The sequence below is a fragment of the Mesorhizobium sp. M8A.F.Ca.ET.181.01.1.1 genome (assembly GCF_004792025.1).
In the GTDB taxonomy this organism is placed as follows: Bacteria; Pseudomonadota; Alphaproteobacteria; order Rhizobiales; family Rhizobiaceae; genus Mesorhizobium.
On the sequence record NZ_SRTV01000007.1, the window covers coordinates 303,619 to 326,758 of the forward strand.

The 23,140-nt window shown below is 64.5% G+C and carries 22 protein-coding genes; 8 read left to right on the forward strand and 14 right to left on the reverse strand.

Annotated features, from left to right (window positions below; all coding sequences use genetic code 11):
- The first annotated feature begins 47 nt into the window (after positions 1 to 47).
- Entirely contained in the window at positions 48 to 1,118 is a 1,071-nt protein-coding gene (locus EN824_RS24660) for a TraB/GumN family protein (protein ID WP_127276291.1), read from the forward strand.
- 3 nt (positions 1,119 to 1,121) lie between these two features.
- Here the strand turns inward: EN824_RS24660 and EN824_RS36700 are convergent, their stop codons facing one another.
- The 11 genes from EN824_RS36700 to mdh form a co-directional block, all read right to left on the reverse strand.
- Entirely contained in the window at positions 1,122 to 1,898 is a 777-nt protein-coding gene (locus tag EN824_RS36700) for a DUF2867 domain-containing protein (RefSeq protein WP_335930844.1), read from the reverse strand.
- A gap of 465 nt (positions 1,899 to 2,363) precedes the next feature.
- Complete coding sequence (lpdA, locus tag EN824_RS24675) at positions 2,364 to 3,770, reverse strand: dihydrolipoyl dehydrogenase (protein WP_135916571.1); 1,407 nt, start codon at positions 3,768 to 3,770, stop codon at positions 2,364 to 2,366.
- A gap of 24 nt (positions 3,771 to 3,794) precedes the next feature.
- The gene (locus tag EN824_RS24680; RefSeq protein ID WP_135932784.1) at positions 3,795 to 4,550 is read right to left on the reverse strand and encodes an SDR family oxidoreductase; all 756 of its coding nucleotides are present in this window, start codon (positions 4,548 to 4,550) and stop codon (positions 3,795 to 3,797) included.
- Positions 4,547 to 5,056, reverse strand: a complete 510-nt coding sequence (locus EN824_RS24685) for a hypothetical protein (RefSeq protein WP_245521006.1) — start codon at positions 5,054 to 5,056, stop codon at positions 4,547 to 4,549. Before EN824_RS24685 ends, EN824_RS24680 begins: the two co-directional genes overlap by 4 nt.
- Before the next feature lie 35 nt (positions 5,057 to 5,091).
- Positions 5,092 to 6,369, reverse strand: a complete 1,278-nt coding sequence (odhB, locus tag EN824_RS24690; protein WP_135932785.1) for a 2-oxoglutarate dehydrogenase complex dihydrolipoyllysine-residue succinyltransferase — start codon at positions 6,367 to 6,369, stop codon at positions 5,092 to 5,094.
- A gap of 46 nt (positions 6,370 to 6,415) precedes the next feature.
- Positions 6,416 to 9,400: a 2-oxoglutarate dehydrogenase E1 component gene (locus EN824_RS24695; protein ID WP_135932786.1), complete on the reverse strand. Its 2,985-nt coding sequence runs from the start codon at positions 9,398 to 9,400 to the stop codon at positions 6,416 to 6,418.
- A gap of 97 nt (positions 9,401 to 9,497) precedes the next feature.
- Complete coding sequence (sucD, locus tag EN824_RS24700) at positions 9,498 to 10,400, reverse strand: succinate--CoA ligase subunit alpha (RefSeq protein WP_135932787.1); 903 nt, start codon at positions 10,398 to 10,400, stop codon at positions 9,498 to 9,500.
- Positions 10,401 to 10,412: 12 nt separating this feature from the next.
- Positions 10,413 to 10,910 (reverse strand): DUF1579 family protein, encoded by a 498-nt coding sequence (locus EN824_RS24705; RefSeq protein ID WP_135932788.1) that lies wholly within the window; start codon positions 10,908 to 10,910, stop codon positions 10,413 to 10,415.
- A 2-nt stretch (positions 10,911 to 10,912) separates the two neighbouring features.
- A complete protein-coding gene (locus tag EN824_RS24710) occupies positions 10,913 to 11,284 on the reverse strand; it encodes a cupin domain-containing protein (protein WP_135916568.1) in 372 nt (123 codons plus the stop codon).
- A gap of 4 nt (positions 11,285 to 11,288) precedes the next feature.
- The gene (sucC, locus tag EN824_RS24715) at positions 11,289 to 12,482 is read right to left on the reverse strand and encodes an ADP-forming succinate--CoA ligase subunit beta (protein WP_127872821.1); all 1,194 of its coding nucleotides are present in this window, start codon (positions 12,480 to 12,482) and stop codon (positions 11,289 to 11,291) included.
- Positions 12,483 to 12,527: 45 nt separating this feature from the next.
- Positions 12,528 to 13,496 (reverse strand): malate dehydrogenase, encoded by a 969-nt coding sequence (mdh, locus tag EN824_RS24720; RefSeq protein ID WP_135932789.1) that lies wholly within the window; start codon positions 13,494 to 13,496, stop codon positions 12,528 to 12,530.
- A 215-nt stretch (positions 13,497 to 13,711) separates the two neighbouring features.
- On the opposite strand from mdh, the gene EN824_RS24725 reads away from it, so the two are divergent.
- Positions 13,712 to 14,137 (forward strand): GNAT family N-acetyltransferase, encoded by a 426-nt coding sequence (locus EN824_RS24725; protein ID WP_135932790.1) that lies wholly within the window; start codon positions 13,712 to 13,714, stop codon positions 14,135 to 14,137.
- Between the two features lie 67 nt (positions 14,138 to 14,204).
- Here EN824_RS24725 and zapE read toward each other — a convergent pair whose 3' ends face one another.
- The 3 genes from zapE to EN824_RS24740 form a co-directional block, all read right to left on the reverse strand.
- Entirely contained in the window at positions 14,205 to 15,425 is a 1,221-nt protein-coding gene (gene zapE, locus EN824_RS24730; protein ID WP_135932791.1) for a cell division protein ZapE, read from the reverse strand.
- A gap of 129 nt (positions 15,426 to 15,554) precedes the next feature.
- Positions 15,555 to 16,094: a protease inhibitor Inh/omp19 family protein gene (locus EN824_RS24735; protein WP_127872818.1), complete on the reverse strand. Its 540-nt coding sequence runs from the start codon at positions 16,092 to 16,094 to the stop codon at positions 15,555 to 15,557.
- A gap of 138 nt (positions 16,095 to 16,232) precedes the next feature.
- The gene (locus tag EN824_RS24740) at positions 16,233 to 16,673 is read right to left on the reverse strand and encodes a hypothetical protein (protein ID WP_127872817.1); all 441 of its coding nucleotides are present in this window, start codon (positions 16,671 to 16,673) and stop codon (positions 16,233 to 16,235) included.
- A gap of 213 nt (positions 16,674 to 16,886) precedes the next feature.
- Here EN824_RS24740 and EN824_RS24745 point away from each other — a divergent pair, with 213 nt between their 5' ends.
- The 6 genes from EN824_RS24745 to EN824_RS24770 all read left to right on the forward strand — a co-directional run bounded on the left by EN824_RS24745 (position 16,887) and on the right by EN824_RS24770 (position 23,124).
- On the forward strand, positions 16,887 to 17,906 hold the full coding sequence (locus tag EN824_RS24745; protein ID WP_127872816.1) for an MBL fold metallo-hydrolase: 1,020 nt from the start codon (positions 16,887 to 16,889) through the stop codon (positions 17,904 to 17,906).
- Between the two features lie 90 nt (positions 17,907 to 17,996).
- On the forward strand, positions 17,997 to 18,158 hold the full coding sequence (locus tag EN824_RS24750) for a DUF1328 family protein (protein WP_127281226.1): 162 nt from the start codon (positions 17,997 to 17,999) through the stop codon (positions 18,156 to 18,158).
- A gap of 91 nt (positions 18,159 to 18,249) precedes the next feature.
- Positions 18,250 to 19,134, forward strand: a complete 885-nt coding sequence (gene dapF, locus EN824_RS24755) for a diaminopimelate epimerase (RefSeq protein ID WP_135863427.1) — start codon at positions 18,250 to 18,252, stop codon at positions 19,132 to 19,134.
- Positions 19,134 to 20,459 (forward strand): tRNA (N(6)-L-threonylcarbamoyladenosine(37)-C(2))-methylthiotransferase MtaB, encoded by a 1,326-nt coding sequence (gene mtaB, locus EN824_RS24760; protein ID WP_127872814.1) that lies wholly within the window; start codon positions 19,134 to 19,136, stop codon positions 20,457 to 20,459. Before dapF ends, mtaB begins: the two co-directional genes overlap by 1 nt.
- Positions 20,460 to 20,472: 13 nt before the next feature.
- On the forward strand, positions 20,473 to 22,392 hold the full coding sequence (gene ftsY, locus EN824_RS24765) for a signal recognition particle-docking protein FtsY (protein WP_127872813.1): 1,920 nt from the start codon (positions 20,473 to 20,475) through the stop codon (positions 22,390 to 22,392).
- A 57-nt stretch (positions 22,393 to 22,449) separates the two neighbouring features.
- The gene (locus EN824_RS24770; RefSeq protein WP_127872812.1) at positions 22,450 to 23,124 is read left to right on the forward strand and encodes a septation protein A; all 675 of its coding nucleotides are present in this window, start codon (positions 22,450 to 22,452) and stop codon (positions 23,122 to 23,124) included.
- The last annotated feature ends 16 nt before the right edge of the window (positions 23,125 to 23,140 follow it).

The following is a 23,140-nucleotide window of genomic DNA, read 5'->3' on the forward strand; positions in this document are numbered from 1 at the left end:
CGTCCCGATTAACGGTTTTGCCGCTTTTCGGTCCTAGGAATGGGATCATGAAACGCGTCATCGCCATCGCCGACCGTGCAGCTTCCATCTCGCTGAAGCTGCTTGTCGCGCTCAACGTGCTGTTTTTCCTATCCTTCCTTGCTGTCCTGCTGTTCGCGGCCGGCAGGGCGCACGCGGAAATCCCGACCTGCACTGGCGCCGACATGCTGTCGGCCTTGCAGAAGGGCAGCCCCGCCACCTACGACAAGATCGAGGCGGAGGCCGCTGCCACGCTCAACGGCAAGGGTCTGCTGTGGAAGCTGGAAAAATCAGGCGAACAGCCATCCTACCTGTTCGGCACCATGCACATGACCGATCCGCGCGTCACCACGCTGCCGGCCTATGCACAGAAGGCCTTTGACGCCGCCGGCACCCTCATCATCGAGACCACCGACGTGCTCGACAAGCAGAAGATGATGACGGCGATGCTGAAGGAGCCGGACCTGATGATGTTCACCGACTCCACGACGCTGTCGTCATTGCTGTCGCCGGACGAGGCGGCAGCCATGAACGCCGCGCTCGACGCGCGCGGCATCCCGCCGGCAACGGTCGCCAAGATGAAGCCGTGGATGCTGTCGGCCATGATGGCGCTTCCGGCTTGCGAACTCGCCCGCCAGTCCAGCGGAGCGCCGGTGCTTGACGTCAAGCTGGCCGAGAGCGCCAAGGCGGCGGGCAAGCCGGTGGAAGGATTGGAAACAGCCGAGAGCCAGCTGCGCGCCATGGCTTCGCTGCCGCTCGCCTTTCACATGAAGGGTCTGGTCGACACGCTGAAGCTGGGCGACAAGGTCAACGACATCAACGAGACCATGATCGTGCTCTACCAGCGTGGCGACACCGGCATGTTCTGGCCGCTGTTCCGCGCCGCCATGCCCGACGAGCAGAACGACCCTGCGGGCTACGCCGCCTTCGAGGAGACCATGATCACCAGCCGCAACAAGGTGATGGTCGATCATGCCGGGCCGATCCTGGCCAAGGGCAACGCCTTCATGGCGGTCGGCGCGCTGCATCTTCCCGGTCCCGAGGGACTGGTCGAGGATTTCCGCAAAGCCGGCTATACCGTCACGGCGGTGGGGCTTTAAGCCCTATTTGATCAAGACCTGAGCCAGCATCGCCGGAACGATGATGCGGTGAAACGGCATGATGATGGCGAGATAGGTCCGCCCAAGCAGATTATGCGTCTTCACGATCGTCGACGCAGCCACCTCCTGCCGGCCCGCGCCGAGATCGTTCACCTCCACCAGGATGCGGAAATCGAGATGCCGGTCGTCCAGCCCAAGGACGACCCTGCCATGTGTCTGGCTGATGAGCGGAAATATGCCGATCCTGCTTTCCGGCGGCGCGTCGGGTTCCGCCCCCGTTTTCAGCCCAAATGGCCTGACGGCGAGGTTGCGCAGCTGCGTCAGCAGGCCGACCCATCCCGGTGTCCGCCCCAGCACGCGTTCGGCCGCGCCAATGGCGGTCAGGGCAAGGCCATCGGTTATCAGCACATATCGGTCGGCGAACTGAGCGCCGGCAAGAGCACCTTCGGGATCAGGAAAAGTCCGTGCAGTGGGCGTCATACCGGCAAATCCCTCGTAACCAACGATAGCATCCGCTGGTGTGGCTGGCTGCGTGGCGAAACGCCGCCTGACCGACGCTTTCATCGCGGTCGGCGGGCCGCACTTCCCGATCCAGAGGGACTGGTCGAGGATTTTCGTAAAGCCGGCTATACTGTCGCCGCTGTCAATTGAGTCGGATGGCAACTGGCGGATCTGCCCGTCGTATTTTCGGCGTGTCCCTTCGCTAGCGTGAAACCTGTTCAACGATAGCGCGTTGATGTCTGTTGATTGATAATTTTCATCCACGGAGGACACTTTCATGGCGAACACACCAAACGACACTCCCAGGCCAAGCGGCGGCGGCGGCAGCCCTTGGCTGATTGCCCTGGTCGTCGTTATTCTGGCGATTGTCGCGTATTACGTTTTCGGAAGAAGCGGCGAGCACCCGGCACCCGCAGAGCCGCCAGCAGCCAGCACACCGGCCCCGGCGCCCGCGCCGGCTGAACCGATGAAGCCTGCCGAACCGGCCAAGCCAGCCGAACCGGCGCCCGCGCCCGCCCCGGCTCCTGCACCAGCGCCCGCGCCGGCCCCAGCGCCGGCCCCCGCGCCAGCTCCGGCACCGGCTCCGGCACCGGCCAACTGATCGGCTCGATATCAAAGACGAACGGCCCGCCGAATGGCGGGCCGTTTTGTTTTGGGCGACGGGCACGGGGTGTTTTGAGATTCAGGGCAGGCCGAACCGACCCGTCGTTCGCAGGCCGGCATCACCTGAATATCAAGACAACCCTAAATGTGGATCGGCTTGAAGAACGTGGCCAGCGCCGCTTCCTTCACCGCTTCCGACATCGTCGGATGCGCGTGGCAGGTGCGGGCCAGATCCTCCGACGAGCCGCCGAACTCCATCAGCACCGCCGCCTCATGGATCATCTCGCCGGCGCCGAAGCCGACGATATGCACGCCGAGCACGCGGTCGCTCTGCTTGTCGGCGAGGATCTTCACGAAACCGTCGGTGTGCAGCATGGCGCGGGCGCGGCCGTTGGCGGTGAAGGGGAATTTGCCGACCTTGTAGTCGATGCCGGCCTTCTTCAGCTCCTCCTCGCTCTTGCCGACCGAGGCGATTTCCGGACTGGTGTAGACGACGCTCGGTATGACATCATAGTTCACGTGGCCGGCCTGGCCGGCGATGGTTTCGGCCACCGCCACGCCCTCGTCCTCGGCCTTGTGCGCCAGCATCGGCCCGGCGATGACATCGCCGATGGCATAGATGCCGGGCACGTTGGTCCTGAGATGCCCATCGGTCTTGACCCGGCCGCGCTCGTCGACCTCGACGCCCGCTTCCTTCAGCCCAAGGCTGTCTGAAAAGGCGCGGCGCCCGGTCGAGATCAGCACGACGTCGGCATCGATGGTCTCAGCCGCCCCGCCCTTCACCGGTTCGAAGGTGACGGTCGCGCCCTTCTTGGCCCTGGCGACGCCGGTGACCTTGGCGCCGAGCTTGAACTCGAAGCCCTGCTTGGAGAGCAGCCGCTGGAACTGTTTCGACACCTCGCCGTCCATGCCGCCCAAGATGGTGTCGAGGAACTCGACCACGGTGACCTTGGCGCCGAGCCGTGCCCAGACCGAGCCGAGCTCGAGCCCGATGACACCGCCGCCGACCACCACCAGATGGCCGGGAACCTTCTCCAACGACAGTGCGCCCGTCGACGACACGATCACCTTCTCGTCGAAGTCGACCTTGACGCCGGGAATGCCGGCGACGTCGGAGCCGGTGGCGATGACGATGTTCCTGGTCTCGATCTCCTCGACCTTGCCGTCCTCGCCGGTCACCGAGACCTTGCCGGCGGCGACAACCTTGCCGGTGCCGCGGAAGGCATCGATCTTGTTTTTCTTGAACAGGAAGGCGACGCCGTTGACGTTGGCCGACACCGTCGCGTCCTTGTGCGCCATCATCTTCTTCAGGTTCAGCTTGGGCGCCGGTATCTCGACGCCGAGCGTGTCGAAGGAATGGCCGGCCTCGGCGAACATCTCCGAGGCATGAAGCAGCGCCTTGGACGGGATGCAGCCGATGTTGAGACAGGTGCCGCCGAAGGTAGCGTTCTTCTCGACCACCGCGACCTTCAGCCCGAGCTGTGCCGCCTTGATGGCGCAGACATAGCCGCCCGGTCCAGAGCCGATGATAACCACGTCATAAGCCATGTTTGTTTCCCTTTTGCTTGGGGCTCAGCGGCCGCCGCTGACATTCAGGATCGCGCCCGTCGTATAGGACGCGGCGTCGGATAAAAGATAGAGGACCGCGCCCGCGACTTCATCCGCGGTACCGGCTCTTTTCATCGGCAGCAGGTCGCGGAACCGTTCGATGCGGTCGGGCTGGCCGCCGGAGGCGTGGATTTCGGTGTCGATGATCCCAGGCCGCACCGCATTGACGCGGATGCCTTCCAGAGCCACCTCGCGGGCAAGCCCGACGGTGAAGGTGTCGATGGCGCCCTTGGAGGCGGCATAGTCGACATATTCACCCGGCGAGCCCAGCATCGCCGCCGCCGAAGAGATGTTGACGATCGCGCCGCCCGAACCGCCATGCCGCGTCGACATGCGCTTGACCGCCTCCCGGGCACACAGGAACGAGCCCACGACGTTGATGCGCATCATGCGCTCAAGCCGCGACACATCCATCTCGTCGACGCGCGCCTTGACGTCGACGATGCCGGCATTGTTGACGAAGGCATCGAGCCTGCCAAAGGCGCGGTCGACGGCGCCGAACATGGCCACGATGTCGGTTCCCTTGCCGATATCGCCCCTGACGGCAACAGCGTCGCCGCCGCCGGCCTTGATCTCGGCAACCAGCGCATCGGCGGCAGCCTTGTTGGAGGCGTAATTGACCGCGACACGATAGCCGGCCTTGGCTCCGAGCCGGCAGATAGCGGCGCCGATGCCGCGGCTGCCGCCGGTGACCAGCAGCACTTTTTGCACCGTGGTCATTCCTGGCACCCCTTCATCGAGAACACATCCGACGGCACCTTCGAAAAGCCGCTGCCGCCATAGGCCCGGGATTGCCGTAGCACCGGCCCGAGATCGGGCAGGATCAGCGTCTTTGGCGCCTCTACGCCCTCGGCCGGCAACAGGCCGACAGCGCCCTTGTCATCGGCCGTATAGATGACGCCGTTCCACAACGTGCAGGCGGCAAGCTCGGCGCCGGTCACGTCACCCTCCGGGCATTTGTACATCAGCGCGCCGTTTGGCCGCGATACGTCCTGGGTCCACATGACGATGCCGTTCAGCACCACATTGTTGTCGAGGATCAAGCGAAACGTGTTGGTGACTGTGGCCGAGGTGCCTGTCGGGGTGAAGTCGATCTCGGCGCCACTTTGTGCATCGCCGTAAACGGCAAGCTTGATTGGACAGGCGGCCTGGGCATTTGCAACAGGCGCGAGAATGCCGGCCACCAGCACGACCGGTCCGGCGAGCCCAAGCAAACGGGCCGTCATTGGCCACCCCTGCCGCAACCCGCCATCCGACCGCCTCAGAGATCAAGCACCAGCCGTTCCGGATCCTCCAGGCTTTCCTTGACGCGCACCAGGAAGGTCACCGCTTCCTTGCCGTCGACGATGCGGTGATCGTAGCTGAGCGCCAGATACATCATCGGCCGGATCACGATCTGGCCGCCGACCACGACCGGCCGGTCCTGGATCTTGTGCATGCCGAGAATGCCCGACTGCGGCGCGTTGAGGATCGGCGTCGACATCAGCGAGCCATAGACGCCGCCATTGGAGATGGTGAAGGTCCCGCCCTGCATGTCGGCGACCGACAGCTTGCCGTCGCGCGCGGCGATGCCCAGCCGGCCGATATCCTTCTCGATCTCGGCAATCGACATCTGGTCGGCATCGCGCACGACCGGAACCACGAGACCCTTTTCGGTGCCTACCGCGACGCCGACATGGGCGAAGTTCTTGTAGATGATGTCGGTGCCGTCGATCTCGGCATTGACCGCCGGGATTTCCTTCAGCGCGTGGGTGACGGCCTTGGTGAAGAAACCCATGAAGCCGAGCTTCACGCCGTGCTTCTTCTCGAACACGTCCTTGTATTTGGTCCTGAGCGCCATCACCGCCGACATGTCGACTTCGTTGAAGGTGGTCAGCATGGCGGCGGTCGACTGCGCTTCCTTCAGCCGGCGCGCGATGGTCTGACGCAGCTTGGTCATGCGCACGCGCTCCTCGCGCGAAGCATCGTCGCCGGACGACGGCGCGCGCACGGCAACCGGTGCCGGCGCCGCCTTTGGCGTTTCGGCTGGCTGCGACGGCGCGCCCTTGGAGATGGCGTCGAGCACGTCGCCCTTCAGCACCTGACCGCGCTTGCCCGAGCCGGAAAGCTGGTCGACCGACAGATTGTTCTCGGCGATCAGTTTTGCCGCCGCCGGGGCCGGCGGCATGGTGCGCGGCTCGACCGCGCCCGCATCGCCGGCAACCTTGGCGGTCTCGGCCGCGGCCTGCTTGGTGGTCTGCGCCGCGTCGGGGCTGGACGCCTGCGCCACCGCTTGCGGCTTGGTGGCGGGAGCAGCCGCCCCACCGCCCGAAATCGACCCGAGCAGCGCGCCGACGCCGACCGTCTCGCCTTCTTTTACAGTGATTTCGCCGAGCGTGCCGGCGGCGGCGGCAGGCACTTCCACCGTCACCTTGTCGGTCTCGAGCTCGACCAGCGGCTCGTCGGCGGCAATGGCATCGCCGACCTTCTTGAACCATTTGCCGACGGTCGCTTCGGTGACGGATTCGCCCAGGGTGGGGACGCGGATTTCGGTAGCCATTGTGCCTGTCCGTTCTTTCGGTTCAGTTCTATTCGCCCAGTTCTGCCTATTCGCCGAGCGCGTCTTCGAGCAAGGCGGCGAGCTGGGCAAGGTGCTTCGACATCAGGCCGGTCGCCGGCGACGCGGCCGCGGGACGGCCGGTGTAGCGCACCCGCTGATGCTTGGCGTCGATATGCGCCAGCACCCATTCCAGATACGGATCGATGAACGACCAGGCGCCCATGTTCTTGGGTTCCTCCTGGCACCACACCATCTCGGCGTTCCGGAAGCGTGACAGCTCGGTGATCAGCGCCTTGGCCGGGAACGGGTAGAGCTGTTCGACGCGCAGCAGGTAGATGTCGTTGATGCCGCGCTTCTCGCGCTCCTCGTAGAGGTCGTAATAGACCTTGCCCGAGCACAGCACGACGCGGCGGATCTTGGAATCCTTGGTGAGCTTGATCGCCTGGTTGGGCAGCAGCTGGGCATCGTCCCACAGCAGCCGGTGGAACGAGCTTTCGCCCGAGATTTCCGGCAGCGTCGACACCGCCCGCTTGTGGCGCAGCAGCGACTTCGGCGTCATCAGGATCAGCGGCTTGCGGAAGTCGCGCTTCAGCTGCCGGCGCAAGATGTGGAAGTAGTTGGCCGGCGTCGTGCAGTTGGCGACCTGCATGTTGTCTTCGGCGCAAAGCTGCAGGAAGCGTTCCAGCCGGGCCGAGGAATGCTCCGGGCCCTGGCCTTCATAGCCGTGCGGCAGCAGGCAGACGAGGCCCGACATTCTGAGCCATTTGCGCTCGCCCGACGATATGAACTGGTCGAACACCACCTGGGCGCCGTTGGCGAAGTCGCCGAACTGCGCCTCCCACAAGGTCAGCGCCTTCGGCTCGGCCAGGCTGTAGCCGTATTCGAAGCCTAGCACCGCCTCTTCCGACAGCATCGAGTTGATGACTTCGTAGCCGGCCTGCGCCGCCGACAGATTGTTGAGCGGGATGTAGCGGGTCTCGTCGCGCTGGTCGTAAAGCACGGAATGGCGCTGCGAGAAGGTGCCGCGCTCGGAATCCTGGCCCGAAAGCCGGATCGGGTTGCCGTCGAGCAGGATCGCGCCGAAGGCCAGCGCCTCCGCCGTCGACCAGTCGATGCCTTCGCCGGACTCGATCGCCTGACGCCGATTCTCGAGGAAGCGGATGATCGTCTTGTGCGCCTCGAAATCCTTCGGCACCTCGGTCAGCTTCTTGCCGATTTCCTTCAGCGTCTTGACCGGCACGGCGGTCTTGCCGCGCCGCTGTTCGTCCTGGTTGTCGGCCGTGCGCAGGCCCGACCAGGCGCCGTCGAGCCAGTCGGCCTTGTTGGGCTTGTAGGCCTGGCCGACTTCCCATTCGGCTTCCAGATGCGCGCGCCAGTCGGCCTTGAGCTGGTCGAGTTCGGCCTGGGTGATGTGGCCTTCGGCGATCAGCCGGTCGCCATAGATCTGCACCGTCGTCTTGTGGGTGCGGATGTTGCGGTACATGAGCGGCTGCGTGAAGGCCGGCTCGTCGCCCTCATTGTGGCCGAAGCGGCGGTAGCAGAACATGTCCACGACCACCGGCTTGTGGAACTTCATGCGAAACTCGATCGCCACCTTGGTGGCGTGCACCACGGCTTCCGGGTCGTCGCCATTGACGTGGAAGATCGGCGCCTCGATCATCTTGGCGACGTCGGACGGATAAGGCGACGAGCGCGAGAAACGCGGATTGGTGGTGAAGCCGATCTGGTTGTTGATGATGAAGTGCAGCGTGCCGGCGACGCGGTGGCCGCGCAGGCCCGACAGGCCGAGGATTTCGGCGATCACGCCCTGGCCGGCGAAAGCGGCGTCGCCGTGCAGCAAGAGCGGCAGCACCTTGGCGCGCTCTTCCAGCGGCACGATCTCCTCGCGGCCGCGGCCGAACAGATAATCCTGCTTGGCCCGCGCCTTGCCCATCACCACCGGGTCGACGATTTCCAGATGCGAGGGGTTGGCGGTCAGCGACAGGTGCACCTTGTTGCCGTCGAACTCACGGTCGGACGAGGCGCCGAGATGGTACTTCACGTCGCCCGAGCCTTCGACCTCGTCGGGGGCGGCCGAGCCGCCCTTGAACTCGTGGAAGATGGCGCGGTGCGGCTTGGCCATGACCTGGGAAAGCACGTTCAGCCGGCCGCGATGGGCCATGCCGAGCACGATTTCCTTCATGCCAAGCTGGCCGCCGCGCTTGACGATCTGCTCCAGCGCCGGGATCAGCGATTCGCCGCCGTCCAGGCCGAAGCGCTTGGTGCCCTTGTACTTGACGTCGATGAACTGCTCGAAGCCTTCCGCCTCGACCAGCTTCTGCAGGATCGCCTTCTTGCCGGTGGCGGTGAAGGAAATCTCCTTGTCGGCGCCTTCGATACGCGCCTGGATCCAGGCTTTCTCCTCGGGATCGGAAATATGCATGAACTCGACGCCGAGCGTCGAGCAATAGGTGCGGGTGAGTATCTCCAGCATCTGCCGGATGCTGCCGAATTCGAGCCCAAGCACATTGTCGAGGAAGATCGGCCGGTCATAGTCGGCTTCGGTGAAGCCGTAATTCTCCGGCGACAGCTCGTTATAGTCTTCGAGCTTGGCAATGCCGAGCGGGTCGAGATTGGCGTGCAGATGGCCGCGCATGCGGAAGGCGCGAATCATCATGATGGCGCGCACCGAATCGCGCGTCGCCTGGTGCACGTCGGCGTCGGACAGCACGACCCCGTTGGTGACCGCCTTGTCCTTGACCTTCTTTTCCAGGTGCTTCTCGACGAGGCCCCAATTGCCGTCGAGCGCCGACACCAGTTCGCCATTGGCCTGCAGCGGCCAGGAAGGCTTGGCCCAGGAAGCGCCCTTGGCGTTCTTGCGCACATCGCCGGCATCGTCCTTCAGTCCGGCGAAGAACTCCTGCCACTCGGGATTGACCGATGCAGGATCGTCCTCATAGGCGGCGTAGAGTGCGTCGATGTAATCGGCATTGCCGCCATAGAGGAATGAGGTGAGCGAAAACTGGTCGTTGGCCTGATCTTGTCGTGCCATTTTTGTCCGCGGAGCCTGGCTCCGTCTCCTTTTGAAGGGAATGGTGAGCAGTCAGCTGCTACTCACCGTTAGTCCCTATTCACTACTGCCTACTCACTTAACCCTTGATCGCCTCGACCAAGGTCGTGCCCAGCCGCGCCGGCGAGGGCGAAACCTTGATGCCTGCCGATTCCATCGCCGCGATCTTGTCTTCGGCGCCGCCCTTGCCGCCGGAGATGACCGCGCCCGCATGACCCATGGTGCGGCCGGCCGGTGCGGTGCGCCCGGCGATGAAGCCCGCCATCGGTTTCCGGCGGCCGCGCTTGGCCTCGTCCTTGAGGAACTGCGCGGCGTCTTCCTCGGCCGAGCCGCCGATCTCGCCGATCATGATGATCGACTTGGTCTCGTCGTCGGCAAGGAACATCTCGAGCATGTCGATGAACTCGGTGCCCTTGACGGGATCGCCGCCGATGCCGACGGCGGTGGTCTGGCCGAGGCCGACATTGGTGGTCTGGAACACAGCCTCATAGGTAAGCGTTCCCGAGCGCGAAACAACGCCGACCGAACCCTTGCGGAAGATGTTGCCGGGCATGATGCCGATCTTGCATTCGTCGGGGGTGAGCACGCCCGGGCAGTTCGGCCCGATCAGCCGCGACTTGGAGCGGTCGAGCCGCGCCTTGACCTTGACCATGTCCATCACCGGAATGCCTTCGGTGATGCAGACAATGAGCGGGATTTCCGCCTCGATCGCCTCGATGATGGCTTCGCCCGCACCCGCCGGCGGCACATAGATGACGGAGGCATTGGCGCCCGTCCTTTCCTTGCCTTCGGCGACGGTGGCGAAGATCGGCAGGCTCTCGCCCTTCGAGCCGGTCCAGGTCTCGCCGCCCTTCTTGGGGTGGATGCCGCCGACCATCTTTGTCCCGTGATAGGCCAGCGCCTGTTCGGTGTGGAACGTGCCGGTCTTGCCGGTCAGGCCCTGCACCAGCACCTTGGTGTTCTTGTCGACGAGAATGGACATCGGAGCCCTTTTCTAAAAACTGTTGATCGAGGAAGGCGAGACGCGCCGGTAGACGCCACTCACCATGTCTTGCCAGCCATCGCTGCCGGCGGGTTTGAAATGCAGTCGCATGCGGTAGGTGTCGGCATCGTCGAAAATATACGTCACGCGCGCCGCGCCGCGCGGCGACGACCGCTCCAGATTGAGCTCGCTGCCGTTCCACGTGCCCGTGGCCGGCGAGGCCGGTACAAAGCCCATCGAATCGAACTGGTGCATGGTGACGAGGCTGTTCGGCTGGTCGAAGCCGAACACATTGTGCGAACCGAAGGAAATCGTGCCGTCGCGGCGCTGGCGATAACGCTGCACCACGAACTGGCCGCCGAACTGTGCCTCAGCCAGCACTTCGCTGGTCGCCGCACCGCCATCGGCCCATTGCGTGTCCGCCACCTCTTCCTCGCCGCGCCACGCACCGACCAGCGCCTGCAGGCGCTGGTGGTCGGCCGAGAGCGAAGAGAAGGACGCCGCGTTCATGGTCAGAGCCGCTTCAGATCGGTGACGGTCAGATCGCTCTTGGCATTACCGGTATTGAGCGTCGTCGCCGGCTCGAACATCAGCACCACGGGCTCTGATGTCAGCGAGCGCGGCCGGTGCTCGACACCGCGCGGCACGACGATGAAGTCGCCCTCGCCGAGCTCGACCGGCCCATCGCGAAAATCGATGGCGATCCTGCCCCGCAGTACCAGGAAAGCTTCGTCCTCATTGTCATGCGCGTGCCAGTCGAAGGCCTCGCCGAACTTGGCGACCTTGGCCTGGCTGTCATTGACGTCGCCGGCGACATGCGGATCGAAGACTTTCGTGATCTTGCGATCCGCCGCCTCGACCAGGTTTATCTTGCGCGGAGGCACCGGCTCAGCCCTGCACCGCCGCAACGATCTTCTTGGCCGCGTCGTCGAGATCGTCGGCGGACACGACGTTCAGGCCGCTGTCGTTGATGATCTTCTTGCCGAGCTCGGCATTGGTGCCTTCAAGGCGCACCACCAGCGGCACCTTCAGGCCGACTTCCTTGACCGCGGCGATCACGCCTTCGGCGATGATGTCGCACTTCATGATGCCGCCGAAGATGTTGATCAGGATGCCCTTCACCGCCGGGTCCTTGGTGATGATCTTGAACGCCGCCGTCACCTTCTCCTTCGACGCGCCGCCGCCGACGTCGAGGAAGTTGGCGGGCTCGGCGCCATAGAGCTTGATGATGTCCATGGTCGCCATGGCAAGGCCGGCGCCGTTGACCATGCAGCCGATATTGCCGTCGAGCGCGACATAGGCGAGGTCGTATTTCGACGCCTCGATCTCCTTCTCGTCCTCTTCGGTGGTGTCGCGCAGTTCCATCAGGTCGGGGTGGCGAAACAGCGCGTTGTTGTCGAACGAAACCTTGGCGTCGAGCACGCGCAGCCGGCCGTTCTTCATGACGATCAGCGGGTTGACCTCGAGCAGGCTCATATCCTTCTCGACAAAGGCCTTGTAGAGGATCGGGAACAGCGTGCCGCCATCCTTGGCCGCGTCGCCGTCGAGCTTCAGCGCGCCATTGAGCGCCTTGACATCATCCGCCGTCACGCCCTTTTCCGGATCGATGGCGACGGTGATGATCTTTTCCGGCGTGTCGTGGGCAACACCCTCGATGTCCATGCCGCCTTCGGTCGAGACGACGAAAGCGATGCGGCCGACCGAACGGTCGACCAGGATCGACAGATAAAGCTCGCGCTCGATATCGGCGCCGTCCTCGATATAGAGACGGTTGACCTGCTTGCCGGCCGGACCGGTCTGCTTGGTGACCAGCGTGTGGCCGAGCATCTCATTGGCGTTGGCGACCACCTCGGCGACCGACTTCGCCAGCCGCACACCGCCCTTGGCGTCGGGGCCGAGCTCCTTGAATTTGCCCTTGCCACGGCCGCCGGCATGGATCTGACTCTTCACCACATAAAGCGGGCCGGGCAGCGCTTGCGCGGCGGCTTCCGCCTCGCTTGCCTTGAACACCGGCACGCCTTCGGCCACCGGCGCGCCAAAGCTCTTCAGCAGCGCCTTGCCTTGATATTCATGGATGTTCATGGGGAACTATCTCCAGGTCGTTTGCCGGGGGTGATGTTGGGGAGGTCACTTCGAGGCGAGTTGCGGCGCGATCTTGACGCAGGCCTCGGTCAGGCCCTGCACGGTCGCCACCGAGGTGTCGAACATCTTCTGCTCGGCCTTGTTGAGGTCGATCTCGATGACGCGCTCGACACCGCCGGCACCGATCACCACGGGAACGCCGACATAGGTGCCCTTGACGCCATACTGGCCGGAGAGGTGCGCCGCGCACGGCAGCACGCGCTTCTTGTCCTTGAGATAGGATTCGGCCATCTGGATCGCCGAGGCCGCCGGTGCGTAATAGGCCGAGCCGGTCTTCAAGAGGCCGACGATCTCGGCGCCACCGTCGCGGGTGCGCTGCACGATCTGGTCGAGCTTTTCCTTCGAAGTCCAGCCCATCTTGATCAGGTCTGGAAGCGGAATGCCCGACACCGTCGAATAGCGGATCATCGGCACCATGGAATCGCCGTGGCCGCCGAGCACGAAGGCGGTGACGTCCTCGACCGAGACCTTGAACTCCTCGGCCAGGAAATAGCGGAAACGCGCACTGTCCAGCACGCCGGCCATGCCGACGACATGGGTCTTGGGCAGGCCCGAAAACTTCTGCAGCGCCCACACCATGGCGTCCAGCGGATTGGTGATGCAGATGACGAAGGCCTTCGGCGCGTACTTCTTCAGCCCGGCGCCGACCTGCTCCATGACCTTCAGGTTGATGCCCAGCAGGTCGTCGCGGCTCATGCCCGGCTTGCGCGGCACGCCGGCGGTGACGATGCAGACATCAGCGCCCTCGATGCCGGCATAGTCGTTGACGCCGGTCAGCCGGGAATCGAAACCATCGACCGGCGATGACTGCGCGATATCGAGCCCCTTGCCCTGCGGAATACCCTCGGCAATATCGAACAGGACCACGTCGCCGAGATCCTTGAGGCCGATCATATGCGCGAGCGTGCCGCCGATCATGCCAGAGCCGATAAGCGCTATCTTGTTGCGTGCCATGTGAGGATGATTTCCCTTTGTCTGTGGCGACGCCAACACGGCGTCGAGGAAGAGGCCGGAATGCTGCGGGGAACCGCTGATATCGCCGCACCCAATAGCTCTGGTGCGAAATAAATTCAAACGATTATTTCAACCCCTGCATTTTCAATCGGTTAGAGTGCTTGGGATTTACGTAAACGTCAAAATTTGTAAGCCGACTTGGGAGAATTTACACAATGACGGTCGAGATCAGAAGGCTCTATCCCGGCGATGACGCCCTTGTGATGCGGGTTGCCGACGACGTGTTCGACGAGCCGGTCCGGCCCGATCGCCTGGCCAGTTATCTCGCGCAATCGGGCCATTTCATGATGGTCGCCCTCGTCGAGGGCCTGGTCGTCGGCCAATGCGCGGCGGTCATCCACCGCCATCCGGACAAGCCGACCGAACTTTATATCGACGAGGTCGGCGTCTCGCCGGCCTTCCGGCGCCAGGGCATTGCGCGCAAAATGCTCGACGCCATGTTCGCGCTCGGCAGGGAGCATGGTTGCGAGGAGGCCTGGGTCGGCACCGAACTTGACAATCTGCCGGCCCGAGCGCTTTACGAGGCGCGCAAGCCGCATGCCGAGGCGGAGAGCTTTGTGATGTATGTGTATCGACTTTAGCGGGACGATCGAAGCCCCGCTACCGCCGTCATCCCTAGGGTCCGCGCTCCGCTTGCGTCGCTTCGCCCTAGGATGACGAAGGCATGGTGGCCTGCGCCCGTGACGCGTCAGCCGGGGCAGCCTTCGCCTTCCGCCGCACGGCCCAATCGTCCAGCCAGTCGCGGCTCTGCATCTCGATCAGACGCGAGGCCGTGCGCTCGAATTCGAACACCTCGACGCCGCGCCTAGCCACATAAAGCTCGTGCGGCGGCGCATCCGCGCTCACCACCAGGCGCACATGATGGTCGTAGAGCGTATCGATCAACAGGATGAAGCGCTTGGCCTCGTTGCGCTTGCCTTCGCCCAGCACCGGGACATGGTCGATGAAGACGGTCGAAAACCGGCCGGCGATCGCCAGGTAATCGCGCGCGCCGAGCGGCTTTTCGCACAGGTCGGCAAAGGAGAAGCGCGCCGCATCGCCGGCGGCGGCCGGCACGGCCACCTTGCGGCCCTTCAGCGTCAGCGACGTCTCGGCCGTCGGCGCCCCGTGCGTCATCGCCTGCCAGGCCTCGTCGAGCGCCTCGTCGGCAGCCGCATCCGCCGGCATGACGTAGACAGGCGTGCGGGCAAGCTTTTCCAGCCGGTAGTCCTTGTCGCTGTCCAGCGACAGCACCTCAGCATGGCGTTTCAGTATGGCGATGAACGGCAGGAAGAGCTGGCGGTTCAACCCGTCACGGTAGAGGTCTTCAGGCGCCACGTTCGAGGTGGCGACGAGCACGACCCCACTGGCGAACAGTGCCGAGAACAGCCTGGACAGGATCATGGCGTCGGCGATGTCGGTGACCGAAAATTCATCGAAGCACAGCACCCAGGCCTGCTCGGCGAGCGCCTTGGCCACCGGCGGGATCGGATCGTCTTCCCTGACCGTGCCTTCCTTGCGCGCCTGCCGGTGCTTCTGGATGCGGTCCTGCACGTCGGCCATGAAGTCGTTGAAATGGACGCGGCGCTTGCGCCTGACCGGCAAGAGTTCGAAGAACATGTCCATCAGCATGGTCTTTCCGCGCCCGACGCCGCCATGGATGTAGAGGCCCTTGACCGCCTCCTGCGTCTCGCGCTTGCGGGCAAACAGCCAGCCCAGCGCGCTGGACTTTTGCGCAAGCCGCTTGGCCGAGATCTCGTCGGTCAGCCGGTCGAGCGCGGCGGCGATCTCCTCCTGCGCGGGGTCGCGTCCGATCGCGCCTGATACCACCAGATGGTCGTAGCGCTGCCGGACGGTCGCATGGGTCTGGAGGCCGTCACGCAGATGCATCGGTCACGTCGTTGTTCGGAGCGGTATGCTCAAGAGAGAAGGTATGTTGAGATTCAGGCCAGGCCGAGCCGAAAGGGCAGGAAGCCGCGATTCGCAGGCCGGCATCACCTGAATACCGGCATACCCAGCCTATCTTGTAAGCGAAATCGGTTGCCCGTTGGAAGTCTGGCCGTCGAATTTCGAGCCGCCCGACGAATAGAGACGTGCCAGCGAACCGCCATTCTCGTCATAAAGCGTCAGCTGCTTGCCGGCGACGTTCCACGATTTGATGCCGTCGATCGGCGCCGGGCAGTGCAGCGGACCGGCGCGGAAGCCGGCGCCGAACTTGGTCTGTGGCGTCGCCACCTTGCAGCTCTGGCCGGAAACGCTGACGTTCCAGACACCGGCGACGCTTGCCGCGTTGAGATCCGCGGCACCCGCAGGCGCCGCGCCATCCGGCGGCAGCGAGGCAACCTGCGTGTTTGCCGGCGCGGTCGGGAATTGAGACGGGTCGGTGGTGCCGGGGGACGCCGGCGGCGGCAGCTGATTCGAGCTCACCTGGCCGGCAGGCGCCGGCTGCAGCGGGGCGGGCTGCTGGTCGTCCATCGACGAGAAGCGTGAGGTTGAGCAGCCGCTCGCAACGAGCGCCGCCAGGGATACGGCCACCAGGCCGCCTTTCGCAAAATTCATTACAACCTCCGTCGGAATCGGCTGGGGGTGCCGTCCGCGCAATCTCACCTCCACCAAGATGGAGAAGGTGGCGAAATTTCAACCCGATATGGTTAAAATAGGGTTTGCGGCAAGATTGTTGCAAATTTATCGCAATCATCACGCCAGGGCGGCACTTGGGACGAACACATATCCGTCCGGCCCCACGATATAGCACTCGCGCAGACCATGCGGCTTGTCGACGGCGCCGGCCAGCACGATGTGGCCATGATCCAGCGCCGCCGCCTCGATCGCGTCGGGATCGGCGCCATAGAGGCGCAATTCGATGCCAGCACCGCGTGTCTCGGCGCCCGTGATGGAGCCCGTCATCGGGTTGTCGAGATAGGAATGGTCGGCATGCAGCATGAATACCGACCCCAGAAGCTCGATCGCCGCGAAATCCTCGTCGGCATAGATGACCCGGGCGCCAAGCACGTCGCGGCAGAAGGCTTCCATCGCCGGCATGTCGGTCACCAGCAAATTGACGCCGACGCCGCGCGGCAGCGAGCGGCCAAAATCCTCGGCCTTCATCCAGAGCGTCTTCGTCCGCTTCATCGCCATGGCGTCCTCCTCCTGATCCGCGATCCTAGCCGAGGCCGCTTCGTCCCCCTTGGCCTTCGGCCGGCAAACGCTTGCGCCAGCCGCGGCAAGGCTTATGTCTAGAATAGTCCCAGGAAAAGTGTGCAGCGGTTTTCCCGGGAAAACGCGTAGCGCTTCCCCCCAGGGAATTGCGTGAAAACAAAGAGTTCACCGAAACCCGCCGGAGCGCAGACCTTGGCCGCGAGACACAAAGCCGCCAACCGCTACTACAGCGGCCCGCCCAGCGATCATTTCGACGGCACCCTGTTCTTCAACCCCGACGGCCGGATGCCTGGCCCCTTCACGGACCTGCTGAAATGGCAGTTCAGCGGCCAGCGTTCGAAATGGCCGCCTGCGAGTCCGAGCCCCTTCGCACAGGCAAGGCCGGCCGCGATGGTCGAAGGTACCGAACTGACCGTGACCATGGTTGGCCATTCCACCTTGCTGATCCAGACCGCCGGGCTCAACATCCTCACCGATCCGGTGTGGTCGGCGCGCACCTCGCCGTTCTCCTTTGCCGGACCCCGGCGCGTCAATCCGCCGGGCATCGCTTTTGACGATCTGCCGGCGATCGACGTCGTGCTGGTCAGCCACAACCACTATGACCATCTCGACCTTGCCACGCTGAGGAAGCTGAAGGAGACGCACGATCCGCTGGTAGTGACGCCGCTCGGCAACGATGCCATCATCGCCGCCGCGGTGCCCGGCATGCGGCTTTCCGCGCATGACTGGGGCGACAGGGTCGACGTCTCCGACGGCACCGCCATCCACATCGAGCCCGCGCATCATTGGTCGGCGCGGGGTGCCCGCGACCGGCGCATGGCGCTGTGGGCCGGCTTCGTCATCGAAACAGCGGGCGGGAAGACCTACTTCGCCGGCGATACCGGCTTCCACGACGGCATCAACTACCGGCTGATGGCGGAAAAACATGGCGGCTTCCGCTTCGCCATCCTGCCGATCGGCGCCTACGAGCCACGCTGGTTCATGGCCCCGCAGCACCAGAATCCCGAGGAAGCGGTGCAAGGCATGAAGCTGTGCAACGCAAGCTTTGCCGCCGGCTGCCACTGGGGCACCTTCCAGCTCACCGACGAGCCGATCGACGAACCGGTCCGAAAACTGGCCGAGGCGCTCGGGGCTGAGGGTGTACCGCAAGAGCATTTTCGCGCCTTGCGGGCCGGCGAAGTCTGGGACGTGCCGGAAACGACGGCGGCCTGAACCGACCAGGCTTCGAAACGAGCGGGAACCCAAGCACGACAGCCGCGTTTTTCCTGCGGTTTCAAATCTGTCGGCTTACGAGGCATTCCCATGCTCAAATGGATCATCATTCTTCTCATCGTCGCCGCCGCGGCGAGCCTGCTCGGCATGCCGGCGCTGGCCGGCGCCGCCGCCACCGGCGCGCGCATTCTCATCGGCGTCGTGCTCGTGATCTTCCTGTTGATCTTGCTGGGGGTCTTCGCGGTGACGTAAGTCCGGCGCCGTCGCGTGAAAGCGGCTGCGCACTGGTAATTCCTGCCCGTTTCCGCCATATAGCGCCGAACGGACATGGAATTTCGGAGCAATGGCAGGCACGGCCCCTTTCGCCAAGATGAACGGCATCGGCAACGAGATCATCGTTGCCGACATGCGTGGCCGTGCGGATCGGGTGACGGCCGCGGCCGCCATCGCGCTCAATGGCGACGTCGCGACGCGGTTCGACCAGATCATGGCGATCCACGACGCCAGGACGCCAGGCACCGCCTATTTCGTCGACATCCTGAATTCCGATGGCTCCGCAGCGCAGGCCTGCGGCAACGGCATGCGCTGCGTCGTCCAGGCCCTGGCCGCCGAGACCGGCGTGAAGACCTTCACCTTCGAGACCGTGGCCGGCATCCTCAATGCCCGCGAACACGCCGACGGCTCGATCTCTGTCGACATGGGCACGCCGCGCTTCGGCTGGCGCGACATTCCGCTGGCCGAGGAGTTCCGCGACACCCGCATGATCGAGTTGCAGGTCGGCCCGATCGACGCGCCTGTGCTGCATTCGCCTTCCGCCGTTTCGATGGGCAACCCGCACGCCATCTTCTGGGTCGATGACGACGTCTGGACTTATGAACTCGACCGTTTCGGCCCGCTTCTGGAAAACCATCCGATCTTTCCCGAACGCGCCAACATAACCATCGCGCAGGTGACCTCGCCCGACAGCATGATCATCCGCACCTGGGAGCGCGGCGCCGGCCTGACCAAGGCCTGCGGCACCGCGTCCTGCGCGGCTGTCGTCGCAGCGGCCCGCACCCGGCGCACGGGCCGCAGCGTCAACCTGCTGACGCCTGGCGGCGGCACGCTGCATGTCGAATGGCGCGATGACGACCACGTCATCCTGACCGGGGCGGCCGAATGGGAATTTTCCGGCAGCTTCGATCCGTCGACCGGACAATGGGCCCGCGACACCGAAAGCGCGGCCTGATGTCCGCTCTTGCCAAAGGCGTCGACGTGGCGAAGCAGCCCGGCCGCATCGACGTGGTGACCTTCGGCTGCCGTCTCAATACCTATGAGTCCGAGGTGATGCGGCGCGAGGCCGAAAGCGCGGGCCTCGGCGCGCTCGACGGCGGCGCCGTCATCTTCAACACCTGTGCCGTCACCGGCGAAGCGGTGCGCCAGGCCAGGCAGGCGATCCGCAAGGCGCGCCGCGACAACCCGGCCGCGCGCATCATCGTCACCGGCTGCGCCGCGCAGACCGAGCCCGAAAAATTCGCCGCCATGGACGAGGTCAATCTCGTGCTTGGCAATGAGGAAAAGCTCAAGGCGAATTCCTATCGCGCGCTGCCCGATTTCGGCGTCAACGACACCGAGAAGGCGCGCGTCAACGACATCTTCTCGGTGCGCGAAACCGCCGGCCACATGGTCGACGCCATCGAGGGCCGGGCACGTGCCTTCGTGCAGGTGCAGAACGGCTGCGACCACCGCTGCACCTTCTGCATCATCCCCTATGGCCGCGGCAATTCGCGCTCGGTGCCGATGGGCGCCGTGGTCGAGCAGGTCAAGCGCTTGGCCGGCAACGGCTATGCCGAGATCGTGCTGACCGGCGTCGACATGACGTCTTTCGGCGCCGACCTGCCTGGTGTGCCGAAGCTCGGCAAGCTTGTGAAGACCATCCTGAGGCAGGTGCCCGACGTAAAGCGGCTCAGGCTGTCCTCGATCGACTCGATCGAGGCCGACGAGGACTTGCTCGACGCCATCGCCACCGAGCCGCGGCTGATGCCGCATCTGCATCTGTCGCTGCAGTCTGGCGACGACATGATCCTGAAGCGCATGAAGCGAAGGCATCTGCGCGACCAGTCGATCCGCTTTTGCGAGGATGTGCGCAAGCTGCGTCCCGGCATTGTTTTCGGCGCCGACATCATCGCCGGCTTCCCGACCGAGACCGAAGCCATGTTCGAGAATTCCGAAAAAATCGTCGAGGAATGCGGCCTGACCCATCTCCACGTCTTCCCGTTTTCACCGCGCGAAGGCACTCCCGCCGCGCGCATGCCGCAGGTTCGCCGCGAGCTGGTCAAGCAGCGCGCCGCCCGGCTGCGCGCAGCCGGCGAAGCGACCTACCAGCGCCATCTGTCTTCGCTCGCCGGCAGCCGCCAGTCGATCCTGATCGAGCGCGACGGCCTTGGCCGCACCGAAGGGTTCACGCTTGCCGCACTCGCCACCGGCGCGCCGGGAGAGATCGTCGAAGCTGAAATAACCGGCCACGATGGCGCGCGGCTGACAGCCGCTCCCCTTGCCGCCCGCGCCGCCTGAGAAACGCAAAAGCATGGCTGGTTTTTTCAAGAAGATATTTTCGTTCGGCAAGAAGGAGGTCGTCGAGGAGCGCATCGACGAGACCGCCCCCCTCCCGCCGATCAAATGGGATCAGCTCGACGCGCTGAAGCCGGCGGCCGAGCAGGCCGTGCCGGAGTTTTTGAAGCGGGAGGAGGCTGTGGCGGAAGCCGCGCCGGCGGCCGCGCCTGGACCGGAGCCCGAGGAGCCCAAGCCCGAACCTGTCCCCACCATTCCGCCCCCGCCGGAGCCTACCGTTCCGTCAGAACCGGAACGGCAGCCGGAGCCTGCGCCGGAAGAGAAACCGGCAGCCCCGCCCCAGACGCCTGAACCGCCGGCGCCCGAAGAAGTGCCGCAGCCGCCCGTCGTTCCGGAGCCCGCGCCCGAACGGCGGCCGCGGGAGATTCCGCCCGCGCCATCCGAGCCGGAGATCGTTCCATCGCGTCCGGAGAGGCAACCCGAACCCGCGCCTGTGGAAGTGCCGGCGCCCCCAGTCGAAGTGCCGGCCGACATGCCCGCACCGGTCGAAGTGCCGCCGGCGTCGCCGGTTGAAGCCCCTCAGTCGACGGCCGCCTCCGAGCAGCCGACTTCAGAGGCTGGCGCTGCCCCTCATCCGCCTGCCGGCACCTTTTCCCCGCATAGGGACGAGGAGAACGGAGCTGATCGCGATGCCGGCGCCCCTCTTGGCGACGTCAAGGAGAAAAGCTCAACGCTGACGCCTCCCTCTCTCCGTCCTTCACTGGGAGAGGGTGAGGGGCAGCGCCAGCCTGCGGAAACCATCCCATCTCCGATCGAAACCGCTCCATCGGCGGAAATCGCGTCACCTATCCGCCAGCCGGCACCCGTCGAAACCCAGCCGGTCATTGCCGAGATCGCGCCCGAGCCTCAATCGATCCCACAACCCGCCCCGGAGCCCAAACCCGCTCCCGGCAAGGTGACGGTGGCCAGGAAGGTCGAGCAGAAGGCCGAAGTGCAGAAGGCGCCCGAGCCGGCGCCGAGGCGGTCCTGGTTCCAGCGCATGCGGGACGGACTTGCCCGGTCGTCGCGCGAGCTGACCGGCAACATTGCCGGCGTTTTCACCAAGCGCAAGCTGGACGAGGAGACGCTGCAGGACCTGGAGGACGTGCTGATCCGCGCCGATCTTGGCGTGGAGACGGCGCTGCGCGTCACCGATTCACTGGCCTCGAGCCGTTACGGCAAGGATGTTTCCGATACCGAGGTGCGCGCCGTCATGGCGGCCGAGGTGGAGAAGGTGCTCGCCCCGGTCGCAAAGCCGCTCGAGCTCGATCTCTCGCACAAGCCGCATGTCATCCTGGTGGTCGGCGTCAATGGCACCGGCAAGACCACGACCATCGGCAAGCTCGCCGCCAAGCTGACCGATGGCGGCCTGTCGGTGATGCTGGCCGCCGGCGACACGTTCCGCGCCGCCGCCATCGAACAGCTGAAGATCTGGGGCGAACGCACGAAATCGCCCGTCATTGCCTCCAAGCTCGGCGCCGATGCCGCCGGCCTTGCCTACGACGCCTTCGAGAAGGCGAAGGAGGCGGGCTCCGACGTGCTGATCATCGACACTGCCGGCCGGCTGCAGAACAAGACGGAACTGATGGCCGAGCTGGAAAAGATCGTTCGCGTGCTTGGTAAGCTCGATCCCGAAGCGCCGCACACCGTGCTGCAGACAGTCGACGCCACCACCGGCCAGAACGCGCTCAACCAGGTCGAAATCTTCCGCAATGTCGCCGGCGTCAACGGCCTGGTGATGACCAAGCTGGACGGCACGGCGCGCGGCGGTATTCTGGTGGCGATCGCGGCAAAGCACAAATTGCCGGTCTATTTCATCGGCGTCGGCGAGCAAGTCGACGACCTCGAACCGTTTTCCGCAAGCGAATTCGCCAGGGCGATCGCTGGAGTGGCTTGAACAGGCACGATGCCGGAAGTGAGGCTTCCGGATTGGATCGTGCGTAAGAAGGAAACCATGAACCCACCCATTCTCGAACGCGATCCGTCCGACCCGCAGAAAGAGAAGAAGGAAGGCATCAACCCCCTGCTCAAGCTGGCGCTGGAGCTGGGGCCGCTGCTCGTCTTTTTCTTCGCCAATGCGCGCGGCGAGTGGCTGACGCAGAAATTTCCGGTGCTGGCCGAATTCGGCGGTCCGATCTTCGTCGCCACCGGCCTGTTCATGGCCGCGACCGCGATCGCGTTGATCGCCTCATGGCTGCTGACCCGCACCCTGCCGATCATGCCGATGGTGTCTGGCGTCGTCGTTTTCATTTTCGGCGCGCTGACGCTCTATCTGCAGGACGACATCTTCATCAAGATGAAGCCGACCATCGTCAACACGCTGTTCGGCGGGGTGCTGCTCGGCGGCCTGTATTTCGGCCGCTCGCTGCTCGGCTATGTCTTCGAGTCCGCCTTCAAACTCGATGCCGAAGGCTGGCGCAAGCTCACCTTCCGCTGGGGCCTGTTCTTCCTGTTCCTGGCCATCGTCAACGAAGTGGTCTGGCGCAATTTTTCCACCGACGCCTGGGTTACCTTCAAGGTCTGGGGCATCATGCCGATAACGCTTCTGTTCACCTTCAGCCAGATGCCGCTCATCCTGCGCCATTCGCTCGACGACAAAGCCGGCGGGGAAGAGAAAGCCGGCAAATAAGGCAGGGAATAAAGGG